The 19,723-nt window shown below is 39.0% G+C and carries 19 protein-coding genes; 2 read left to right on the forward strand and 17 right to left on the reverse strand.

Going from position 1 to position 19,723, the window contains the following annotated elements; all coding sequences use genetic code 11:
- Nucleotides 1–392: 392 nt before the first annotated feature.
- Together BMX30_RS24070 and BMX30_RS09570 are read right to left on the reverse strand one after the other, a co-directional pair.
- The gene (locus tag BMX30_RS24070) at nt 393–524 is read right to left on the reverse strand and encodes a hypothetical protein (protein ID WP_280139953.1); all 132 of its coding nucleotides are present in this window, start codon (nt 522–524) and stop codon (nt 393–395) included.
- A gap of 85 nt (nt 525–609) precedes the next feature.
- Entirely contained in the window at nt 610–1,563 is a 954-nt protein-coding gene (locus tag BMX30_RS09570; protein ID WP_090744286.1) for an alpha/beta hydrolase, read from the reverse strand.
- A 315-nt stretch (nt 1,564–1,878) separates the two neighbouring features.
- Between BMX30_RS09570 and BMX30_RS23510 the strand changes: the two genes are divergently transcribed.
- Nucleotides 1,879–2,040, forward strand: a complete 162-nt coding sequence (locus BMX30_RS23510) for a hypothetical protein (protein WP_170843839.1) — start codon at nt 1,879–1,881, stop codon at nt 2,038–2,040.
- 143 nt (nt 2,041–2,183) lie between these two features.
- Here the strand turns inward: BMX30_RS23510 and BMX30_RS09575 are convergent, their stop codons facing one another.
- The 6 genes from BMX30_RS09575 to BMX30_RS09600 all read right to left on the reverse strand — a co-directional run bounded on the left by BMX30_RS09575 (nt 2,184) and on the right by BMX30_RS09600 (nt 6,791).
- Nucleotides 2,184–2,504: a carboxymuconolactone decarboxylase family protein gene (locus BMX30_RS09575; protein ID WP_090744289.1), complete on the reverse strand. Its 321-nt coding sequence runs from the start codon at nt 2,502–2,504 to the stop codon at nt 2,184–2,186.
- A 15-nt stretch (nt 2,505–2,519) separates the two neighbouring features.
- A complete protein-coding gene (locus BMX30_RS09580; protein WP_090744292.1) occupies nt 2,520–2,765 on the reverse strand; it encodes a hypothetical protein in 246 nt (81 codons plus the stop codon).
- Between the two features lie 97 nt (nt 2,766–2,862).
- Nucleotides 2,863–3,228, reverse strand: a complete 366-nt coding sequence (locus BMX30_RS09585) for a putative zinc-binding protein (RefSeq protein WP_090744295.1) — start codon at nt 3,226–3,228, stop codon at nt 2,863–2,865.
- Between the two features lie 331 nt (nt 3,229–3,559).
- Nucleotides 3,560–3,868, reverse strand: a complete 309-nt coding sequence (locus BMX30_RS09590; RefSeq protein WP_090744298.1) for a YokU family protein — start codon at nt 3,866–3,868, stop codon at nt 3,560–3,562.
- Complete coding sequence (gene kamA / locus BMX30_RS09595; RefSeq protein ID WP_090744301.1) at nt 3,861–5,291, reverse strand: lysine 2,3-aminomutase; 1,431 nt, start codon at nt 5,289–5,291, stop codon at nt 3,861–3,863. Before kamA ends, BMX30_RS09590 begins: the two co-directional genes overlap by 8 nt.
- Nucleotides 5,292–5,414: 123 nt before the next feature.
- On the reverse strand, nt 5,415–6,791 hold the full coding sequence (locus tag BMX30_RS09600; RefSeq protein WP_090744304.1) for a sigma-54 interaction domain-containing protein: 1,377 nt from the start codon (nt 6,789–6,791) through the stop codon (nt 5,415–5,417).
- A gap of 197 nt (nt 6,792–6,988) precedes the next feature.
- Between BMX30_RS09600 and BMX30_RS09605 the strand changes: the two genes are divergently transcribed.
- Nucleotides 6,989–7,981: an MBL fold metallo-hydrolase gene (locus BMX30_RS09605; protein WP_090744306.1), complete on the forward strand. Its 993-nt coding sequence runs from the start codon at nt 6,989–6,991 to the stop codon at nt 7,979–7,981.
- Between the two features lie 68 nt (nt 7,982–8,049).
- Here BMX30_RS09605 and ablB read toward each other — a convergent pair whose 3' ends face one another.
- From ablB to BMX30_RS09650, 9 genes are all read right to left on the reverse strand, one after another.
- Complete coding sequence (ablB, locus tag BMX30_RS09610) at nt 8,050–8,898, reverse strand: putative beta-lysine N-acetyltransferase (protein WP_090744308.1); 849 nt, start codon at nt 8,896–8,898, stop codon at nt 8,050–8,052.
- A 69-nt stretch (nt 8,899–8,967) separates the two neighbouring features.
- A complete protein-coding gene (locus tag BMX30_RS09615; protein ID WP_090744310.1) occupies nt 8,968–10,245 on the reverse strand; it encodes a peptidase in 1,278 nt (425 codons plus the stop codon).
- A 26-nt stretch (nt 10,246–10,271) separates the two neighbouring features.
- Nucleotides 10,272–10,931 (reverse strand): 3-oxoacid CoA-transferase subunit B, encoded by a 660-nt coding sequence (locus tag BMX30_RS09620; RefSeq protein WP_090744313.1) that lies wholly within the window; start codon nt 10,929–10,931, stop codon nt 10,272–10,274.
- A gap of 24 nt (nt 10,932–10,955) precedes the next feature.
- A complete protein-coding gene (locus BMX30_RS09625) occupies nt 10,956–11,657 on the reverse strand; it encodes a CoA transferase subunit A (protein WP_090744316.1) in 702 nt (233 codons plus the stop codon).
- Nucleotides 11,650–13,008 (reverse strand): aspartate aminotransferase family protein, encoded by a 1,359-nt coding sequence (locus tag BMX30_RS09630; RefSeq protein ID WP_090744318.1) that lies wholly within the window; start codon nt 13,006–13,008, stop codon nt 11,650–11,652. Before BMX30_RS09630 ends, BMX30_RS09625 begins: the two co-directional genes overlap by 8 nt.
- A 447-nt stretch (nt 13,009–13,455) precedes the next feature.
- On the reverse strand, nt 13,456–14,448 hold the full coding sequence (locus tag BMX30_RS09635; RefSeq protein WP_090744322.1) for a S66 family peptidase: 993 nt from the start codon (nt 14,446–14,448) through the stop codon (nt 13,456–13,458).
- 48 nt (nt 14,449–14,496) lie between these two features.
- A complete protein-coding gene (locus BMX30_RS09640; protein WP_090744325.1) occupies nt 14,497–16,101 on the reverse strand; it encodes an ATP-binding protein in 1,605 nt (534 codons plus the stop codon).
- Nucleotides 16,102–16,104: 3 nt separating this feature from the next.
- Nucleotides 16,105–16,923 (reverse strand): CheR family methyltransferase, encoded by an 819-nt coding sequence (locus BMX30_RS09645; RefSeq protein ID WP_090744327.1) that lies wholly within the window; start codon nt 16,921–16,923, stop codon nt 16,105–16,107.
- A gap of 69 nt (nt 16,924–16,992) precedes the next feature.
- Nucleotides 16,993–19,686: a response regulator gene (locus BMX30_RS09650; RefSeq protein WP_090744330.1), complete on the reverse strand. Its 2,694-nt coding sequence runs from the start codon at nt 19,684–19,686 to the stop codon at nt 16,993–16,995.
- Nucleotides 19,687–19,723 lie beyond the last annotated feature (37 nt).

Genomic DNA, 19,723 nt, shown 5'->3' on the forward strand with positions numbered 1-19,723 from the left:
ATAGAAGAAACATGATAAATATTGTTTGTTGACGCTTGTTTGTTTAGTTTTCAAAGAACAATTTCTGACCTGTCACTCTTAAAGCGACAAGATTTATCTTACCACATTGATTTTGTCATTGCAACATTTTTTCAATCTTAAATTACTATTTATTTTAATTACAAATTAAAACGATGTTTAATACTCGTTATTTCAACGAAGAGTTTATAATCTATAATAGAAAACCCAATGTGTCAATTATTCTAAAATATTTTTCCATTAATAATTGTAGATAAGGTGCTGCCGAAACAGCTTAGATAATGTATCATAACTACTATTTACAATTCAATGGTAATTTAATACAATTGGATTGTAAAAGAAGCTGCAACGTGACAGCTTCTTTTACGGTCTATCTATTTCCTTGTATCAGGTGATTGCTTATCTGTGATAGGGACATGTTGCGGACGTTTTGGATAATTCCGCTTATCCCTTTCAGGTCCATTAAAATCGTTCTTTTCATCTAAGTAGTTTTTCTTGTTATTCATTCGAATCACTCCTATTGTTTTTTTTCTAGTGACCATATGGATTAATTTAATCATTCGAAGTATGATCTACATTGTTGGCGTTCGCTCATAAATGACGATCAAAGAATTCCTGAACGGTTTTGAAAATTTCAGGGTGTCCAAATCCACTTCCATGCCCGCCACCTTTCACTTTATAAAGTGTGACATCTACACCATTCTTTTTTAACGCTTCATATAATAATTCACTTTGATTAAAAGGAACCCTCTTATCTTTATCCCCATGCATAATTAAAAAAGGTGGCGCATTTTTTGTAATATAGGTAATCGGGTTTGCTGTCTTCACTTTTTCCTTATTTTGAAGGATTGGGCCACCAATTAGGATTGATTCTGCTGAATGAGCAACTTCTGCATTATAGCCCTCTTTCCTCATACGAAGGAAATCAGTTGGGCCATACCAGTCAACAACAGCTTGTACACAACTAGATTGTTTTGATGTATTTGGTAGCCCCTCTAGTTCAGGAGCAGTACAGGATGTCCCTAACAATGCAGCAAGATGACCGCCTGAAGATGTCCCCCATACACCTATCCTATTGGGATTGATATGATAATCATCTGACTTTTCTTTTAAATATCTGACAGCTGCCTTTACATCATGAATTTGGGCAGGAAACTTAGCTTCATGACTAGTACGATGCTCGATACTTGCTACGATATACCCCTTTTTAGCAAAGCGAACTAATTGTGGAATAAACCCTAAAGTGTCCTGAGGTTTATACTTCCCCCAGCTACTTCCTTTAATAAAGATAATGACCGGCAAGGTTCTATTATTATTCTTAGGAAGTAACAAATGCATTTTCAAATCTCGGTCGCCAATTTTCTTATAGGTAATATCCGTTTGTAATTGTACATTTTGGTTACTCACTTGTTTTGTTTTAATGATTTTCACTTCTGAATTATCATTCGCTGAATTTGTGCCAATCGATATTGGATCTGCCACAACGATCGCACTAAAAGATAAGGCTAAAATTAGCGATGCTATCATCATGATGTACTTTATCATTCATTTAACCCTCATTTAGCATGATTTTCACAACACTTATCATATTATGAGTAAAGGTGCTTTTAAACATACAAAGCCTGAGAAAACGATCAACAAAGTTCAAATCCACCTAGTCTTCCCTAATTCTTATTGGTAATCAATAAATCCAATATTCTAAAAGTGTTTTCGTTGACATTCATAAATGCATATGGAATACTTGAACTACACTTCATGTTTTCCTAACTTGAAGAAGACTTAATTGCAAACCAAGCTACATCCGATAGCTTTTCGTTTTTAAGCAGTTTTAACAAATACCCTATGGAAGGTGATAAACAGATGAAAGCAGAAAACCAAAAGAAAGATAACCTATCTGTCGATTCGACTATTTCTCTTAAAGGAATTGTTAAGGCTATATTCAAGGATACCATCCATGTTCAAATCGGTGGAAAAGTCATTTCTCTACCTATTAATCAAGATACAAAAAACTTATCCCTATAAGCTTTTAATCTGTTTTGCCTAATAACTATAAAATCTTAAAAACCTCTTCATACAGTTGAAGAGGTTTTTTTAAAACAGTTTTGTAGTTTAAACATATTTACCACACCGTAAACCCTATTACTAGTGAGTCGAACATTTACAGTCTATTTCTCCAATAATTTTCCTATGCTTTCTTGTACTTTGGGCCTAGAAGTTGTGAATTCTTCTAACTCTGTTTTAAAAGTCCCATGAATTCGGTTAATCATACCAGCAACACCCACAGTTGTACAAAGTACAAGTATTTGCCTCTGAGTAAAATGCTCTTGTAATCGAGCATACATTTCGTCGTCAATCCGCACATCTGTAGCCAACTGCTCCGTGTACTCAAGAACCAACCGCTCCACATCGGTATAAACCTTACTTTCCCGCCAAGAACGAAGATGTTCCACTTTGTCTTTAGAAAGTCCAATGCCCCGACCGAGCATAATATGGGTCGGTACTCAATAATGACACTTGTACAAAGTAGACGTGTAGAGATAGGCGAGTTCCGTTAATTCAATATCCACTTCACCCGATCGGTAAACACCAAATAGAAGAGTTGATATTCCTTCTAGTACATTCGGCTGATTACCTAGTACCTTGAAAACATTCATTACATGTCCGCCGGAAGCCTCTCTTATATAATCAAAGGACGCTTTTACCGCTGGTTCGGCCTGATCATACTCGATCATATCAATTCGTTTCATGCCCTACCTACTCTCTTCTTATTTCATAATTTATAAACAGTTTATAATTTTCAGACTTATAATTCAATGAAAAAATAGATTAAAACTCTTTTTCGCCTTATCCTTTTTTATCTACTAGCTCTAACACTCGCTCATAAGCAGCCCTACACTTCTCTGAATCAGGATCTTTTCCATTCACTTTAGGTATGTTAAAATCCGATAAAACAAAATGATGCTCTGGTTGCACATCATGCCTAGCTAAACAACTTTTGCAACATGACAGGGGACAACCATCAATAGCAATAATTTCACGACCAGACTTTGCTGTCCTCACTAAAGGTTTTACATCCCCACCTACACCCGCTATACAGGACATTTCCGCAATATTTTCCCGATCCATCTTAATAGCAATCATGTTGGCAGCCTGTGCAGCCGAGGAACAGCCGGAACATGAATATACAATTGGTAAGTTATTGTTTCCCAAAGTTATCTCCCCCTTATAAACACTTCACAAATTATTAGAACCTTAAAATCAATTACACCAATTACGCTTAAAATGAGTAAAAAATCCTTTGCGTACGATTTTAACTAATAATTACAGTTTAAGCTGTGATATATTATACTAATTTCTGATTTTTCAGATATAAAAAGAGAGGTTCCCTGCTAAATTAAATAACAGTTAAAAATATTTGAAGTTCATCATTTTCTTTTCACTTAGTTGCTTGTCCAGCTATATAAAACAAAACGACTAGCCTTTCGACCTGCCGTTTTGTCTTAATGATGTGGTTCAATCTATTAGGAAGAACTTGAACATATTAGTTATTATAGGTTGAAAAATCAAAGTAATTTCGCTTCAGAAGCCGTGGTAATTCCAGTAAATCAACATACTTAATTGTTTTATTAATTTTATTCGTATCAACGAGCAATAACTGATCCTCAATCTCCTTTGTCACATCATCTCCTGCATACACCATCCCACAAGTTGAACATATTACAGAGGGCACATCTGTTATCTCGATGGCCCTTGTTCCATCAGGTAGTTCCCAATAAACCGTACTCTCTCCTTGCTTGGCTGAGCTGCTACACCATTCACAATGCACATCTAATTCTACTCTCTTACTCATTTGATTTCTCAACTTCCGTAGGATTGTTTTTCTGAACAGCACTTTTCTTTTGCTCCGCTTGATATTTCTTTTCCTTCAGTTGATCACGTTTTTCACGCTTATTTTTCAATGAAGCGTGAGAAGGGTCAGTTTCATATTTTTGCCGGCGATCAAGACGCTGCAAGTCATCAGGAATCAAATTGAATTTGCTATCGTTCATAACCGCAGCTATCCCAACGTTCGATTTTTTCTTCTCATAGTCAGGATAGACCTTTTTAAAATAATCCTCCGCACGTCCAGGAACATAATTTTCCGGTTCCGGATAGGAAGTAATTACTCCTTCAAAATTCCTCAAAACAACCTTATCTGGACTTTGAGAAATCAAATAATTTGGTTGGAGTGCAATTTTCCCTCCACCACCAGGCGCATCGACAACAAAGGTCGGGACAGCATACCCGCTTGTATGTCCCCGCAACCCTTCAATAATCTCTAGTCCTTTTGAAACCGGAGCCCGAAAATGACCGATTCCTTCAGAAAGATCGCATTGATAGATATAGTAAGGACGTACACGTATCTTAACGAGGTCATGCATCAGCTTCTTCATGATTGGAACGCTGTCGTTGATTCCGGCTAGGATCACTGCTTGATTCCCGACAGGTACCCCCGCATTGGCGAGCATTTCACAGGCTTTCTTTGATTCTTCGGTAATTTCAATAGATGTGTTAAAATGCGTGTTTACCCAAACCGGATGATACTTCTTTAAAATATTGCAGAGATTTTCGGTAATCCTTTGCGGAAAGACAACTGGGGCTCTCGTTCCAATCCGGATGATTTCCACATGATCAATCTCTCTTAAATTCTTCAATATATATTCAAGAATATTGTCATTGATCAACAATCCATCCCCGCCTGAAATCAGGACATCCCTTACCTCTTCTGTGTTACGGATATAATCAATTGCAGCATCAAGTTGTTTTTTTGGAACCCCCATGCCAATTTGCCCTGAGAATCTTCTTCTCGTACAATAGCGGCAATACATTGAACACTGATTGGTTACTAAGAATAACACCCTATCTGGATATCGGTGGGTTAAACCAGGTACAGGCGAATCTTCATCTTCATGGAGAGGATCCTCCAGATCATACTTCGTTTTATAGATCTCTTTGCCGATTGGTACTGATTGCATTCGAACTGGGCAACGGGAATCATCCGGGTCCATCAACGAGGCATAATAGGGTGTAATATTGAGTGGGATGGTTTTCGTAGAAATTCGTACCCCCTCTTCCTCTTCAGGGGTCAGGTTAATAACCTTCTGTAAATCGTCTATTGTCCTAATCGTGTTCGTTAGCTGCCAAAGCCAGTCATTCCATTGTTCTTCCGTAACATTCTTCCATAAATCAATATCCTTCCAGTGTCGGGAAGGTTTATATATAAATGATTTCATAAATATCCTCCTTATCAGTCCTTTCCTTATTTAGATATGCAACTTCCGTGCCAACACCTTAAAAGAGAACAATAAATAAATAAATAAATAAAAAAACTTGCCTAACTATTACGGCAAGCTTTTCTACTTTTTCAGTTTATATTGTAAAGTTTGCCGTGGAATCCCCAGTATAAGAGCGGCCTTTTGAATATTACCGCCACTTTCCTCCATAGCAAGTTTGATTAACTTCTTTTCATATTGGTTCAATCTTTCCTTTAAATTCAGTCCGTTAAGTTCAGGTTCTTGCCCTTGAGTGGATTTTATTAAAATCGCTGGCAGGTCAGCTGTTGTTAGCATTTCTTTTTCACATACATTCATCATATATTCAATGGTATGCTTCAGTTCGCGCACATTTCCAGGCCAGGAATGGGCCAATAAGATATTTACCGTCTCACGGTCCATCCCAATAATTTCTTTCCCTAGTTGTTTTTTATAACTTTCAATGAATTTCTCCGTCAGAAGCAGGATATCACCTTGTCGTTTTCTTAAGGGAATCAATTCAAACGTTAGCACATTTAACCGATAATACAAATCTTCGCGCAACTTTTTCTCTTGTACAGCTAGCATGGGGTGAATATTCATTGCTGAAATCACACGAACATCCACTTTTAATACATTCGTACTGCCTACCCTTCTAACAGCCCCATCTTCTAGCACTCTTAAAAGTTTTGCCTGCAAATCAATCGGCATCGCATGTAGTTCATCGAGAAATAGTGTACCACCATCTGCAAGTTCAAATAGCCCAGGGCGATCAACTGCACCTGTATAACTCCCTTTTGTCGTTCCAAAAAGGATACTTTCTAGTAGGCTCTCTGGAATAGCTGCACAATTTTCGGCGACAAACGGTCCCTTACTTCGTCTCGAAGCATAATGAATCGCATGAACAAATAACTCTTTGCCCGTTCCACTTTCACCGAAAATAAGAATGGGTGAATTTGTTTTCGCAAGCTTTTCAGCTTTTTTCTTTGTTTGAATAAAGTTTACATCTTTTGTGAGAAGGTCACCAAAGTGATAATTTGCCTTTTGGTCTTTGAGCTTAGTGGGTTTGTTTTGTAAGCTTTTTTGAATATCCACCAGCTTTTCGGCCAATTCCTTTAATTTTGTATAGTCCTTAGCGATTTCAACTGCACCAAGAACCTCCCCGTTGACCACGATTGGCAATGTTGTATTGACAGTTTCAATCTTTCTTCCATGGAGATTTACAAAGGTTTGCGTTTTATTATAAAGGGGCTTTCCTGTCTTAAGCACGTTTATAAGGGTACTCGTTCTTTCATTTAAGGATGGAAACACACTTAGTAGAGGCTTACCTAAAACTTCCGTCTTCTCCAATCCATCGTGACGTGCGGCTACTTCATTGTAATAAATCGTGATTCCGTCTGTATTAACCGCATGGATTGCCTCATCAATACTTCCTAGGATGGCTCCTAGAAATTCCTCTGTAATATGGGGAATTGTATTCATCGTTTTCACCTACCTACTCTATGCATATGAGAGAAAGCTGAAAAACTGTCACTTATATGCTGACTTTTCGGCACTCCCTAATTTGTCTAGGAAAAAAGTTTTCAAAGCTAAAAACTTGGTCAAACTTTGTCCATCATGTATGATAAATATAAATTAAGAATTTTCAAAATTCATTAAGGTATATTAGAGGTGAACCCATGAACGTATTTAGTAAAGAAGGCTGCCAGGTATTCCCGATTATCGTACCAGCAGAGTATGGCTTGAAAACAATTAACTTCTTTTTAGTCAAAACGAAAAAATCGCTTTCCCTAATTGATGCCGGCATCGACAGCCAAGAATGCTGGGACGCTTTACTTCAAACTTTACAAGACAACCAATTAAAATTAGAGGATTTAACAGAAATCATCCTTACTCATCATCATTATGACCATGTTGGCTTAGTAAATAAAATTGTTGCACAGCATCCGGTTCCTGTTTATGCGTCTCCACTTTCCATCCCCCGCTTAAAAAGAGATTCAAACTATATGGAAAAGAGAGTCAAATTTTACGAGCAATTGTATCAGGAGATGGGTTGCGGAGAGTTAGGGGATAAGCAGGTGAACTATTTAAAGAAAGCGGTTATAAAAAATAAACATCAAGCACTACAAACAGACATTAATGAAATTACCGGTTCCAAGTTACTTCATTTTCATATTATAGAAATTCCTGGCCATGCCCCAGACCAAATTGCCTTATGGGACGAAGATAGACAGTGGTTATTCCCTGGAGACTTACTACTTGAGCATATCTCGAGCAATGCATTTGTCGAACCTGATGATACCGGGAAGAGACTTTACACCCTCATCCAACAACGGAATTCTTTAGAGACTTGTTATTCTTTGGATCCGGAAATCGTTTTCCCCGGTCACGGGTCAATGATTGAAGAGTCAAGTAAACTCATTGAAAAACGAATCGAGCGAATTGAAGCGAAAGCGGACCGTTTCCTCCAGTTGATACAAAGTGGGATTAGCACCGCCCATCAACTTGCGGAAACATATTATAAAAATACTTATTACGAACAATTTCCTCTTGTGATATCGGAAATTGTTAGTCATTTAGATTATTTGGAAGCACAGGGGAGAATTACAAAAGACAATAACCAAGGTGTCTGGCACTATTCTGTAAACAAACAAGAGGAAGCTTTAAAGTAAAGCCTCCTCACTTCTCCCTGGCCATTACCCATTAAGGAGAGTCCCATTTACTATTTTACAAGTCCATTTCATTTCGACATGTCCTTTACCCAAAGATTCATATCTTCGAGCTTATCATAAATATAACAATTATTCATAAGCCTTCCACGATAGTCATAGCCCAATTGGTGCAATGCCGCATTCATTCCAAAGGATAACGACCTTGCGATGGAATACACGCAATAGATACCGTTTGACTTTAACTCTTCCTCTAATCTTAAAAGTAGGAACTTCATCAGTCCATATTTACGATGGGCTTTCAAAGTTGCACAATCCGTTAATTCCGCATTTTTATAAAAATCATTTACTTCTGCGGACGCTGCGCTAATGATTTCACCGTGATGCTCAAATCCAAAGTAAATGGTCCCTTCCTTCATTGTTTCTTTTATATATTCCGGTTTGTTTAAAGGAGTTGGATAGATTTTAAAGATTTGCTGATAAAGTTTAGCTAACCCCTCTGCATCATTCTCTGTCAACTTTTTAAGTGTATACTCACCAGGAATTGTTCCCAATTTCGCATGTCTATCAAGAGAGGTAACACCATATAGCAATTCATCTTCCTTACCCCATTCCTGACTCCTCATCCGCTCATGATTATAAAACTTAGAGAAAAACAAACAATCGGACCCTAGAAAATAACCACAAATCATGCCCTCGAACCGAAACCCATGTTCAACAAGAGTTAAAAAGTGTTCTTTTCTTGCTTTAAATATCAGTTTTTCCGCTTTATGTTCTTTGGCCATCCTTTCACTTTCAATTAGAAGTTGATTTAAATTTCCTATATAATCATCGACCCTGACTCGCTTATTAAACGGATCGAGATAGAAGGTGACTCGATAATTAACACCCTTCTTTTCGACTGTTTTTGCCTTTTGCATCTTCCCCCTCCTTTCAAAAAAAATCGGCAATTAACTGCCAGGCTCCATTACTCTATGGCAGGGACATCTTCACGTACCATCGTTTTCAGTGCCGCACCACTTCATGATCGCAACTGCAATGATTTCTGCCACCTCATATACATCATTAAGTTCAATATATTCATTGGCATCATGAGCCATCTTCGTTACTCCAGGACCAAAAACGACCACAGGTACACCGCCAATTTTATTTAAAATCCCGCCATCCGTGGCCCACGGAGAAGCCTCAATCACCGGACGGGCACGTTTGATTTCAGTAAAGCTTTCAGTTAGCACCGTAACTAAATCATGTTCAACCTCGATATCCCCAGGTAACCATCTTGCTCCAAACCATTCAACAACAGGCTGATTCTCCTTTAACCATGGATCTAGTGACGCAACTTTTTCAATGGCCTGCTCCATTTCCTGTTTTGCATTCTCCATTGATTCGTCTGGAGCCACCCCCATTCTCCCTTCAATCAAAGCAATATCCGGTACAGAGGAGGGCCAATCGCCGCTACTAATTTTTCCTACATTAATTGGAATAGGGATAGGAATTTCGGAAAATAGCGGATCGGTAATCCTACTATTTCTTTTAATTTCCAATTCTCTTATTTCTTTTAAAATCAATTCCGCCTTCTCGATCGCACTAACTCCTTCATATCTTGTTCCGCCGTGGGCCTGCTTTCCTCTTATTTTTATTCTAAACCACATTGAACCTTGCTGCTTCGGGAAGAATTTCAAATTCGTCGGTTCTGGTATAATTGCCCCATCGGCCTTGTAACCCCGCAGAACGGTAGATAAGGTACCAGCTCCCCCGCTCTCTTCCTCAATGACACTTTGGAAAATTACATCTCCCTTTAAAGTGACTCCACTTTTAATAATAGCTTCCAGTGCAAGAAGCAGCGAAACTGTTCCGCCTTTCATATCAGTTGAACCACGACCATACAATCGACCATTCTCAATCTTCCCGCTAAAGGGCTCATATTCCCATGAATCGATATCCCCGACTGGGACGACATCAATATGGCCGTTTAAAATCAGCGACCTTCCTCCACCAGTCCCGGGCAAAACTCCAACTGCATTTGGATTTCCAACAAAATTGTTCCGGTCCGAACAGAAAGCAGGATGATTAGTTAGCTCCTCACCCCCTAGTTCCCAAATGTCCATGTTCATTCCAAGTTCTCGGCATTTTTCAATAATAACCGCCTGAGCACTACTTTCTTTTCCTCTTACACTTCCTTCCTGTACAACTCGCTGCAGGAATTTCGCTGCGTCGCTTTGATTACCCTGAATATAAGCTCTTACTTTTCTTTGCGCCTCCTCCACACAATTTGCCCCTTTCTAGTCTCAATCTAGTAAGCTATTGTCTTTAAGTTATTTCCTATGAGAAAATTACAATCTGTCTTCTCCCTAATCAGTTCGACTGTTGTTGAACTATAATGTTCAATTAAGAACAGCTCCTTATTGACTACCTGGAAAACAGCCAAATCGGTGATAATAAGATCTACGCAGCCTTTTGAGGTTAGAGGTAAGGTGCACTCTTTGACGATTTTAGATTTCCCTGCTTTATCTGTGTGTTTCATTAGTACCACCAGCTTCTTTGCCTTAGAGGCAAGTTCCATCGCTCCGCCCATGCCGGGAATTTTTTTCCCAGGGATAATCCAGTTTGCTAAGTCCCCTTGCCTACTTACTTGCAGAGAACCAAGAATTGATACATCTACCCTACCTCGCCGAATCATCCCAAATGCAGTCGTACTATCAAAATAGGAGGCACCAGGGACAATCGTGACAGGATACCCTCCTGCATTACATAGATTTTCATCCTCCTTACCTGAAAGAGGGGAAGCTCCCATGCCAAGAATACCGTTCTCGGCTTGGAACATCACATTCATACTACTGGGTAGGTGGTTTGGAACTAGCGATGGTATTCCAATCCCTAGGTTGACGACCATACCATCCGCTATTTCCTCCGCCGCTCGTCTCGCCATTTTGTTCCTTTCATCTAAAATCATTTTTTATCCCCCCTGCGTGCGAGTCTATTCCCAGACCCATTTCCAGTTCACTCCATTTGAAGGGATGACCATGTCAACAAAAACACCCGGAGTGATAATTTCCTCCGGATTTAAACTTCCGAGCGGAACGATTTCTTCCACCTCTGCAATGGTAAACCTCCCTGCCATTGCAACAAGTGGATTCGTATTCCTTGCGCTTTTATCGTAGACTAGATTTCCGTAGGGGTCGGCCTTCTTAGCATAGATGATGGATACATCAGCGGTGAGGGCAGGCTCTACTAAATAGTCCTTACCGTTTAATTGCATTTGCTTCTTCCCGTAAGCGACCATTTCATTATCAATCCCAATATCCGTTAAAATGGCACCAAGGCCCATTCCACCAGCTCGGATTCGCTCTACCAAAGTTCCTTGAGGTGAAAATTCCACCTCAAGTAATCCTTCATTCATAAGCTTTCCAGCCACTGGGTTGGAACCGATATGGGAGGCAATCACCTTTTTAGCTCTCCCTTGACTAACCACCTTACCAATTCCGATATGTGGAAACCCGGTGTCATTTCCTATTAATGTAAGGTTTTTAAGGTTGTTTGTTATCATTCCATCAATTAAACCTGGTGGAGATCCTACACCACCAAACCCTCCAAACATAATTGTTAATCCATCTTTTAAATGCTTAAGAGCCTGCTCAAGAGAACTAATTTTTTGAAAAGGATTCGATTGTTCAATCATCCATTTTTACCCCTTGCTTTACTAATTCTTGTTTTAATTGCACCATCGATGACTCTAATAATCTAACAAGTTCCTCGATTTCTCGCTTCGTAATCGTGAGCGGTGGTGCAATGATAATGGCATCGCCACTTGTTCCGTCCAATCCTGCCGATGCCGGATAAACTAAGAGACCTAAGCTTTGGGCAATTTTCACGAGTCTACTCGTTACATTGAATTCCTTCGAAAAGGATTGTTTCGTTTCCCTATCCTCTACGAATTCCAGCCCGAGTAACAAGCCTTTTCCTCGTATATCACCAATGAACGGGTACTGAACTCTTAGTTTTTCAATAAGATTTTTTAAATAAATGCCTTTAGAATCGACGTCAGCAAAAAGGTTATTATTCTCTAGATATTCCATTACAGCAAGTGCAACTGCTGCTGATTGCGGATTGGCACTTAATGTATGCCCACTCATAATCTGTTTAGAGCCAGACATTATTGGTTCCATTACTTTTTCACTAACAACGGTGGCTGCAATCGGAGCATATCCTGCCCCCATTCCTTTTCCAAGGCAAACTATATCAGGAATGATACCCCAATGCTCACTTGCAAGCATCGTTCCCGTACGACCAAACCCAGTCATAACTTCATCCGCAATAAACAAGACATTATGGGTTTCACAAATTTCTTTAACCTTTTTATAGTAACCCTTAGGAGGAGTAATACACCCACCTGCAGCCCCAACGATTGGTTCGGCAATAAATGCGGCAACAGATTCAGGGCCGATTCTGCTTAATGCTGTGTCTAATTCCTGAGCACATTCATATTTACAGCTTTCTGGTGTTTGGTTAAATGGACAACGATAACAATACGGGGGAGAAACATTTGGAAAATCAGCAAGCAACGGAACAAACCTTGATCTTCGGCCAGGATGACCGGACATAGATAAAGCTCCTAGTGTTATACCATGATAGCTAACCCATCTTGAAAGAATTTTTGATTTTAGAGGAAAACCTTTTTCTTGCCAATACTGAATGGCAACCTTCATGGCCGTCTCTGTCGCCTCGGATCCACTATTTACAAAAAAACTCCAATTTAAATCACCAGGTGTAGAGAGGGCGATTTTTTCAGCAAGCTTTTCTGCGGGTTCACTTGAAAATTGCGACCGATAGACAAATGATATTTTTTCAGATTGCTCTTTCATTGCCTCAATAATTTCTTCAACACCGTGGCCAATATTGGCGGTAACTGCTCCTGAGGAAGCATCTAGATACTGTTTTCCATCAAGGTCGTATAAATAGACCCCCTTCCCATAGCTGACAATCGGATATTCCTCATCAAGAGCTGGTTTTATTAAATATGTTCGTTCCATCCTCTCACTCCGCCCTTTTCTGGAAGCGCTCCCAATCTATAAAGAACTTTTCTATAAATTGTATGAGGAAAGAGCATGATTCTTTCTTAGAGAATCATCCTTTAACATAAAGAACAAAAGCGCAAGCGCCTTGAACAGCCCCCGTGAGTCTAGACGAGCCGACAAGAAGGTTGTTCATTAACCTTCTTGACGGATTGTACGAAAAGCGGAGGCGACTGCACAGGGACGAGCATAAGACGCGCCCTGTAAGAAGGTGTTTTTTACCTTCTGAAAGGGAGAGTCTTATGTCTTCCGAGTCCCTAGGAGCCGCAGCTAGACAAGCTTATGACCCGAGGGACTAGGGGCTAAGGCTGGATGCAGAGAACGTACACAAATTCCCATACCCTTAGTTTATGTAGTAAGTAAACAATAAAAAAATGGTACCTGCTTTAAGGTACCATCCATTCGTTATGATTCATTATATTCCATTTGATCAACGGAGATTTCAACGTTGTTACTGACAACAGTAACTGTTGCGGTGCTACCAATTGGTAACGTTGCAAATGGTTGTACATGACCGATATTGACATTCGCAATAACAGGAATTCCTCGAAGTTCTGATTTTGAGGCAATGATTTGTCGCAAGGCCGTTTCCGTAATTTGCGAATCTTTTTGGAAGCGTCCAATTAAAATCGCCTTAATTCCTGCAGCATCCGGTTGGTGTAGAAGGGACTGAAGCTGGCGGTCGAATATTCTAGCATGTGTTTCCTCATCATCCTCAATAAACAATATACTATTATGTAAAGAAGGCATGTATTCTGTACCCTGTAAGAGATTGATGGTGGAAAGATTCCCCCCGATTAGCTTACCGGAAGCATTTCCTCCTTGTAAAATCGTATATCCAGTATTCTGAACAAAATTCCGTTGTTCCTGTTCCAAAAACCAAGGATCATCCGACCATACCTCAGAAGGCTCAATTTCAAATGGCGCATCGTTTGTCACCGCTTCAAGGAATGACTTCAAAGTATACTCGAATCCATGTTTTACACCAAAGCTTGAAAAGTGAGGACCATAATAAGTCACAAGTCCGGTTTTTCGATAGATGGCCAACTGCAGTGAGGTGATATCATTATACCCACAGAAAATCTTAGGGTTGTCCTTAATTAAATCATAATCAATATGTCTTAGAAGTTGGTTGGCATTGTATCCTCCAACACCCGTTAACACAGCCTTAACCTGTCGATCACTAAAGGCATCATGTAAATCGGCTATACGCTCTTTTACAGTGGTACTAAAGAACTCATCATGGTTTTCGCTGTATTTCCCAAAGGTTACTTTGAACCCCAGATCATTCAATCGATTCACCGCTAAGTCAATTTGCTTCCCCTTGACTACCGCCATACTCGTCGAAGGAGCAATGACTCTTATCTCATCTCCAGGAGTTAATCTCTGTGCAAGCATTTCTTTTATCCCCTCAACAATTTATTTATCAGTATTATGCCTAAAAGATTATGAAGAATACTCTATAGTCTTCAGTTGCGTTTGATAGAGGGGAAGCTTAATAGAAACCGTAGTACCTTTTCCTCTTACGCTATCAATGACCATTGTCCCTTGATGACTTTCAATAATACTGTGACAAACCATTAGACCTAAACCCGTTCCTTTTTCTTTCGTCGTAAAGAAGGGTTGGCCAACTTTTGAAAGAAGTTCCGGAGGTATACCACATCCACTGTCGATGAATGTGATTTCAATTTCATTCCCAATAGGCTGGGCCGAAATCAATATATCACCGCCTTGTTCCATCGCTTCAATCGCATTTTTCAAGATATTTATAAACACTTGTTTTAGTTTATTTTCCTCTCCATGGATAATAAATTCAGGCAGATCATCGCAATATTCACACTTCAGGGTAACCCCATATAGATTTGCTTGCGCTTCCATTAGAGTGATGATATTTTTTAAAACCATTGCAATATTAATCTCATGGAAATCCATTCTTCTTGGTTTGGCCAATAATAAAAGCTCACTCACAATCGTATTAATCCGTTCAATTTCTGTAATCATAATGTCCATATAATCCTGGTTCGAATCAATTCTGTCGCCCAATAATTGGGTGAAGCCTTTTAAACTCGTCAGTGGATTCCGAATTTCATGGGCAATACCAGCAGCTAGTTCACCTACAACCGTAAGTTTCTCTGTTTGTTGCATAAACTCGCGGCTATGCTTAAGCTCAGTAATATCACGAACCAAGATATGTAAGCAAGAGTTCCCTTTATAATCAAATGGGATACTCTTAACCTCAACATGGATGATGTCGCCATTTAAGCAAATCAAGCGATGTTCATAGGTATGAAGACCATCTCGATTCTTCGCTAGGGTTTCCCTTACCTTTTTATGATCATCAGGATGAATAAACTGAAACAAAGATCGATTCTGTACATCCTCCTTCGAACTTGCTTTTAAAAGCTTTACACCTGTTTCGTTAATAAAAAATGGGACATCGCTATTCTCTCTTGTTAGGATAATGGCTTCTGGAGATTCCTCGACAAGCCTACGATACTTTTCTTCGCTTTCTAACAGCATTTTATTCGTATTAGTCAGTTCATTTGTACGTTCTTTGACCAGTGCCTCTAGCATTGCCTCATTGCTTTTTAATGTCCGATTAGCATCCTCTAACTCTCTGGTTCTTATCGCAATGATTTTAGCCTGTTCTTCAACTTTTTTTTGATTCAAGAACAAAGAAACAAATCCATTTACTTTCGATTTTAAAATACTAGGATTAAATGGTTTTATGATATAGTCAATTGCGCCTACAGAATAACCTTGCATCACATTCTCGTCCGTTTGACTTAAAGCTGTCACAAATATGATGGGAACATCCTTCGTTTTATCTCTTTGCCGAATCATCTTTGCCGTTTCGAATCCATTCATTCCAGGCATCTGAACATCCATGATGATTACGGCAAATTCTTCTCTTAAGACCCATTTCAATGCTTCTTCTCCAGAAAGAGCCTTTTTAAGATGATAGTTCGGGGAAGTGAGGACTGCTTCTAGTGCAAGTAAGTTCTCTTCCCTATCATCGACCAATAGTATATTCACCAATTGATTATCCATCTCTCACTGCCCTCCTTCCAATCTTCGGTAAATTCTTTCTTCGCAATCAAAGGGCATATAGAATTGATCATGTTTAGGGAAAGACAGCCCTTCTCGATTCCCCAAAGCTAGAAATCCATTTGAGCTCATGCTATTGAGAAACAAATGATGAACCCTAGCTTGCAACTCTCTATTAAAATAAATCAGAACATTTCTACAGATAATTAAGTGAAATTCATTAAAAGAACCATCGGTCACTAGGTTATGTTGTGCGAAGATGATGTTCTTTGATACCTCTTGGTGAAAAACTGCATGATTTTCTTGAACCCTATAATACTGCGAAAAATCGTTTCTTCCACCTGAATGAACGTAGTTGCTCGTATACCCCTTCATTTTTTTCAATGAGAATTGGCCCAGTTTCGCTTGTTTGATTACATGGTTGTTCATATCTGTCGCATAAATCCTTGATTTATCATATAGACCTTCTTCAGAAAGGAGAATAGCCATTGAATACGCTTCTTCCCCCGTTGAACAACCGGCATGCCATATCCTTATACTGGGTAATTGGCTAAGGAGTGGCAAAACCTTATGTCGTATCACCTTAAAGAAGGCAGGGTCTCTAAACATTTCCGTGACATTGATAGAGAAATCAAGATAGAGTTTTTCCATCATGGATGGATCGTGTAGTACCCGATCCAAAAGGGCTGTAATAGATTCAATCTTCTCATTCTTAATTCGATGCCAAACTCTTCTTTGTATCGAAGAGTATGAATAGTTGCGAAAATCGAACCCATAATGGCGAAAAATCCCTTCTAGCAAAAGTTCAATTTCAAGCTTTTCCAAATCTTCATTAGAATGATAAGCCCTATCTATTTCACTGCTGCGAATGATATTTATGATGATAACCCCCTCTTATTTATATAACCAAACCTTTAATAAGGAGAGGAGTTGATTTAGGTTTACCGGTTTGCTAATGTAATCGGAAGCTCCTGCCTCCAAACATTTTTCACGATCATCTTTCATCGCTTTGGCTGTCAGAGCAATAATCGGGAGTTGCTCATATATTGTTGAAGACCGTATTCGCTTCATTGCCTCATACCCGTCCATTTCAGGCATCATAATATCCATTAAAACTAAGTCTACATCTGGTTTAACACCTAAAACTTCCAAAGCTTCCCTACCATTTTCGGCAAAATGGACATCGATTCCAACTTCCTCTAAAGCCGTTGTTAACGCAAATACGTTTCTCATGTCATCATCAACTAACAGGACAGATTTTCCGGTGAGAATGTCCTCACTCTCATTGGACAATCCCTCATCTATCACAATCGAATCAGGAGCAGGAAGCAAAGGCTCTGGTGCTTCACCGACCGTTGCAGCAACCTCTTTGTTTCCCTCTATTATACTCAAATTTTCATCCAAATTTATAGGTAAAAAGAAAGTAAATATGCTTCCTTCTCCTTCTTCACTTTCAACCGTAATCGAACCTCCAATTAGATCGGCCATCCCTTTGCTAATCGACAGTCCAAGTCCTGTACCGCCAAATTTACGGCTAGTGGTGCCGTCTGCCTGTTGGAAAGCCTCAAAGATAAGTTCCTGTTTAGCTGGTGAAATCCCTATCCCTGTGTCACTTACAGCAAAGGCAAGTAATTCAGGAGTAGATTTTCGCCCCTCTGGCTCCGGAACATAAACCCTTAACGTTACATCCCCTTTTTCTGTGAACTTTAAAGCATTAGCTACTAAATTTTTTAGTATTTGATAGATTTTTTGTTCATCCGAGTAAAGGATGGCAGGTGCATCTTCCTCAATTTGTACATTAAAGGTTAGTCCCTTTTGTTCAGCTACCGCACTAAATTGATTTTTAACAAAAGAAACAACCCCTCTTACATCAAATTCACCAATATGAGAATCAAGTTTCCCTGATTCAATCTTGGACAAATCTAAAATGTCATTGATTAAATCAAGTAAGTCCTTTCCAGATGAATAGATGGTGTTTGCGTATTGTGTTTGCTTGTTAGTCAAGTTACCTTCTTTATTTTCAACAAGGATTTGCGCTAAGATTAGTAGGCTATTTAGTGGTGTTCTTAGTTCATGGGACATATTGGCTAAGAACTCGGACTTATATTGCGAACTAAGCAAAACCTGTTTTGTTTTTTCTTCTAGAGCAGCCTTTGCCTTCTGTAAATCATTCGTCCGTTGTTCGGACTTTCGATATTGTGATTCTAGTTCTTCGTTCATCGTCTTTAATTCTTCTTGCTGAAGCTGTAATTCTTCGGATTGATTTTGGAGTTCTTCATTTAGCGTTTTAGTTGCATCTAAAAGTTGTTTTACCTGCATCTGTTTTTGAATTCGATTGATGATAATACCTAATTGCTCGGTTGTTTCCTTAAGCAAAGTCTCATGTGTCTTCGTGAACTCTTGTAAACTTGCAATCTCAAGGACAGCAAGGATTTCCCCTTCTAACTCGATCGGCAAAATCAAGATACTTTGTGGTTTTGTTTCTCCTAACCCGGAGGCAATTTTTACATAATGATGAGGGACCCCAGATAGTCTCTTTGGCCGGCCATCTTGTAAACATTGCCCTGCCAAATCCTCACCTAACTCAATCGTCTCCTTACCATTGTTGGTAGCATAAGTGGCCAGTTTATGAAGATATGGGCGATTCCCTTTTTCTTTTTTGATATAAATTACCCCATAACTGGCCTCGACTGCCGGGATAATGGATTGAATATATTCCTGGCCAAGACTCTTGATGTCTGATAAGTCTTGTGAAAGGATAGAGATATCAGCTAGTTGGGTTTGTATCCGGTTCTGTTCTTCAATATCCTCCTTATAAAGACGTTCGTTCTTTTCATGTTCCTCTAGTGCAGCAGCCATTTGATTGTATGCAGTTGCTATTGCACCAATTTCATCATTTTTTGTAATGGTAATCCGTGGAAGCTGTTCTGAACCGTTCTCCACAGAATTCATAACTTCCTTAAGCTTTCCTAGGCGAATTGTTATCGTCCGGATTGACCAGAACGATAGGACAATTCCCAAGATGATGCCAATAGCAATCGAGATAACCCCTGAATTAACTGAGGCATTAAGCCTTTGTTCCGTTTCTATAATCATGTTATCCATAACTTCTTCTTGATTTGCTATTAAGATCGTAATATAAGAAAGAATCGCATCTCGGTTTAATCGTGCTTTATGTAATGCACCCTCTACACTTCTTAATTCAATGGAATCCTGATTATATTGATAAATTGTTTCCTCAAAACCTTCTAACTGAAATTTTAATTTCATCATTTCATCCTGTTCAACCTTGCCCGTACTCATTTGGATAAGCGTGTCTATATTATTATTAATTTCAAATAAAATTTCATTAATAGATTTCAAGTTATTATCGGTTGCAGAGGTGTATTCTCCCTCTAAGTCTGCATGTACATAGAAAGCATCCTCACGAATCTTGTTCAGAATTTTAATTTTTTGATAACGATCTTTAACAAGCTCATTAATTTCTTCTGTTTGCCTACTTTGCAGGTTTATATTAATCAATAATAAAATCGTCATCATTGCAATGATGATGCCAAACCCTACATATAATCTTGTAGCAAATTTCATTTTTTCAACCCTCTTATTCTGGATGAAAATCCTTATT

Source organism: Mesobacillus persicus, from assembly GCF_900109925.1.
Taxonomy (GTDB): Bacteria; Bacillota; Bacilli; order Bacillales; family Cytobacillaceae; genus Mesobacillus_B; species Mesobacillus_B persicus.

Bases quoted from the DNA above. Each gene is read 5' to 3' on its own strand.
- BMX30_RS09620 (WP_090744313.1), bottom strand. From the start codon at position 10,931: ATGATTTTAGATGAAAGGAACAAAATGGCGAGACGAGCGGCGGAGGAA.
- BMX30_RS09650 (WP_090744330.1), bottom strand. From the start codon at position 19,686: ATGAAATTTGCTACAAGATTATATGTAGGGTTTGGCATCATCATTGCA.
- BMX30_RS09640 (WP_090744325.1), bottom strand. From the start codon at position 16,101: ATGGATAATCAATTGGTGAATATACTATTGGTCGATGATAGGGAAGAG.
- BMX30_RS09575 (WP_090744289.1), bottom strand. From the start codon at position 2,504: ATGCTCGGTCGGGGCATTGGACTTTCTAAAGACAAAGTGGAACATCTT.
- BMX30_RS09570 (WP_090744286.1), bottom strand. From the start codon at position 1,563: ATGATAAAGTACATCATGATGATAGCATCGCTAATTTTAGCCTTATCT.
- BMX30_RS24070 (WP_280139953.1), bottom strand. From the start codon at position 524: ATGAATAACAAGAAAAACTACTTAGATGAAAAGAACGATTTTAATGGA.
- BMX30_RS09590 (WP_090744298.1), bottom strand. From the start codon at position 3,868: ATGAGTAAGAGAGTAGAATTAGATGTGCATTGTGAATGGTGTAGCAGC.
- BMX30_RS09605 (WP_090744306.1), top strand. From the start codon at position 6,989: ATGAACGTATTTAGTAAAGAAGGCTGCCAGGTATTCCCGATTATCGTA.
- BMX30_RS09580 (WP_090744292.1), bottom strand. From the start codon at position 2,765: ATGAAACGAATTGATATGATCGAGTATGATCAGGCCGAACCAGCGGTA.
- BMX30_RS23510 (WP_170843839.1), top strand. From the start codon at position 1,879: ATGAAAGCAGAAAACCAAAAGAAAGATAACCTATCTGTCGATTCGACT.
- ablB (WP_090744308.1), bottom strand. From the start codon at position 8,898: ATGCAAAAGGCAAAAACAGTCGAAAAGAAGGGTGTTAATTATCGAGTC.
- BMX30_RS09630 (WP_090744318.1), bottom strand. From the start codon at position 13,008: ATGGAACGAACATATTTAATAAAACCAGCTCTTGATGAGGAATATCCG.
- BMX30_RS09625 (WP_090744316.1), bottom strand. From the start codon at position 11,657: ATGATTGAACAATCGAATCCTTTTCAAAAAATTAGTTCTCTTGAGCAG.
- BMX30_RS09635 (WP_090744322.1), bottom strand. From the start codon at position 14,448: ATGCTTGCACAGAGATTAACTCCTGGAGATGAGATAAGAGTCATTGCT.
- kamA (WP_090744301.1), bottom strand. From the start codon at position 5,291: ATGAAATCATTTATATATAAACCTTCCCGACACTGGAAGGATATTGAT.
- BMX30_RS09600 (WP_090744304.1), bottom strand. From the start codon at position 6,791: ATGAATACAATTCCCCATATTACAGAGGAATTTCTAGGAGCCATCCTA.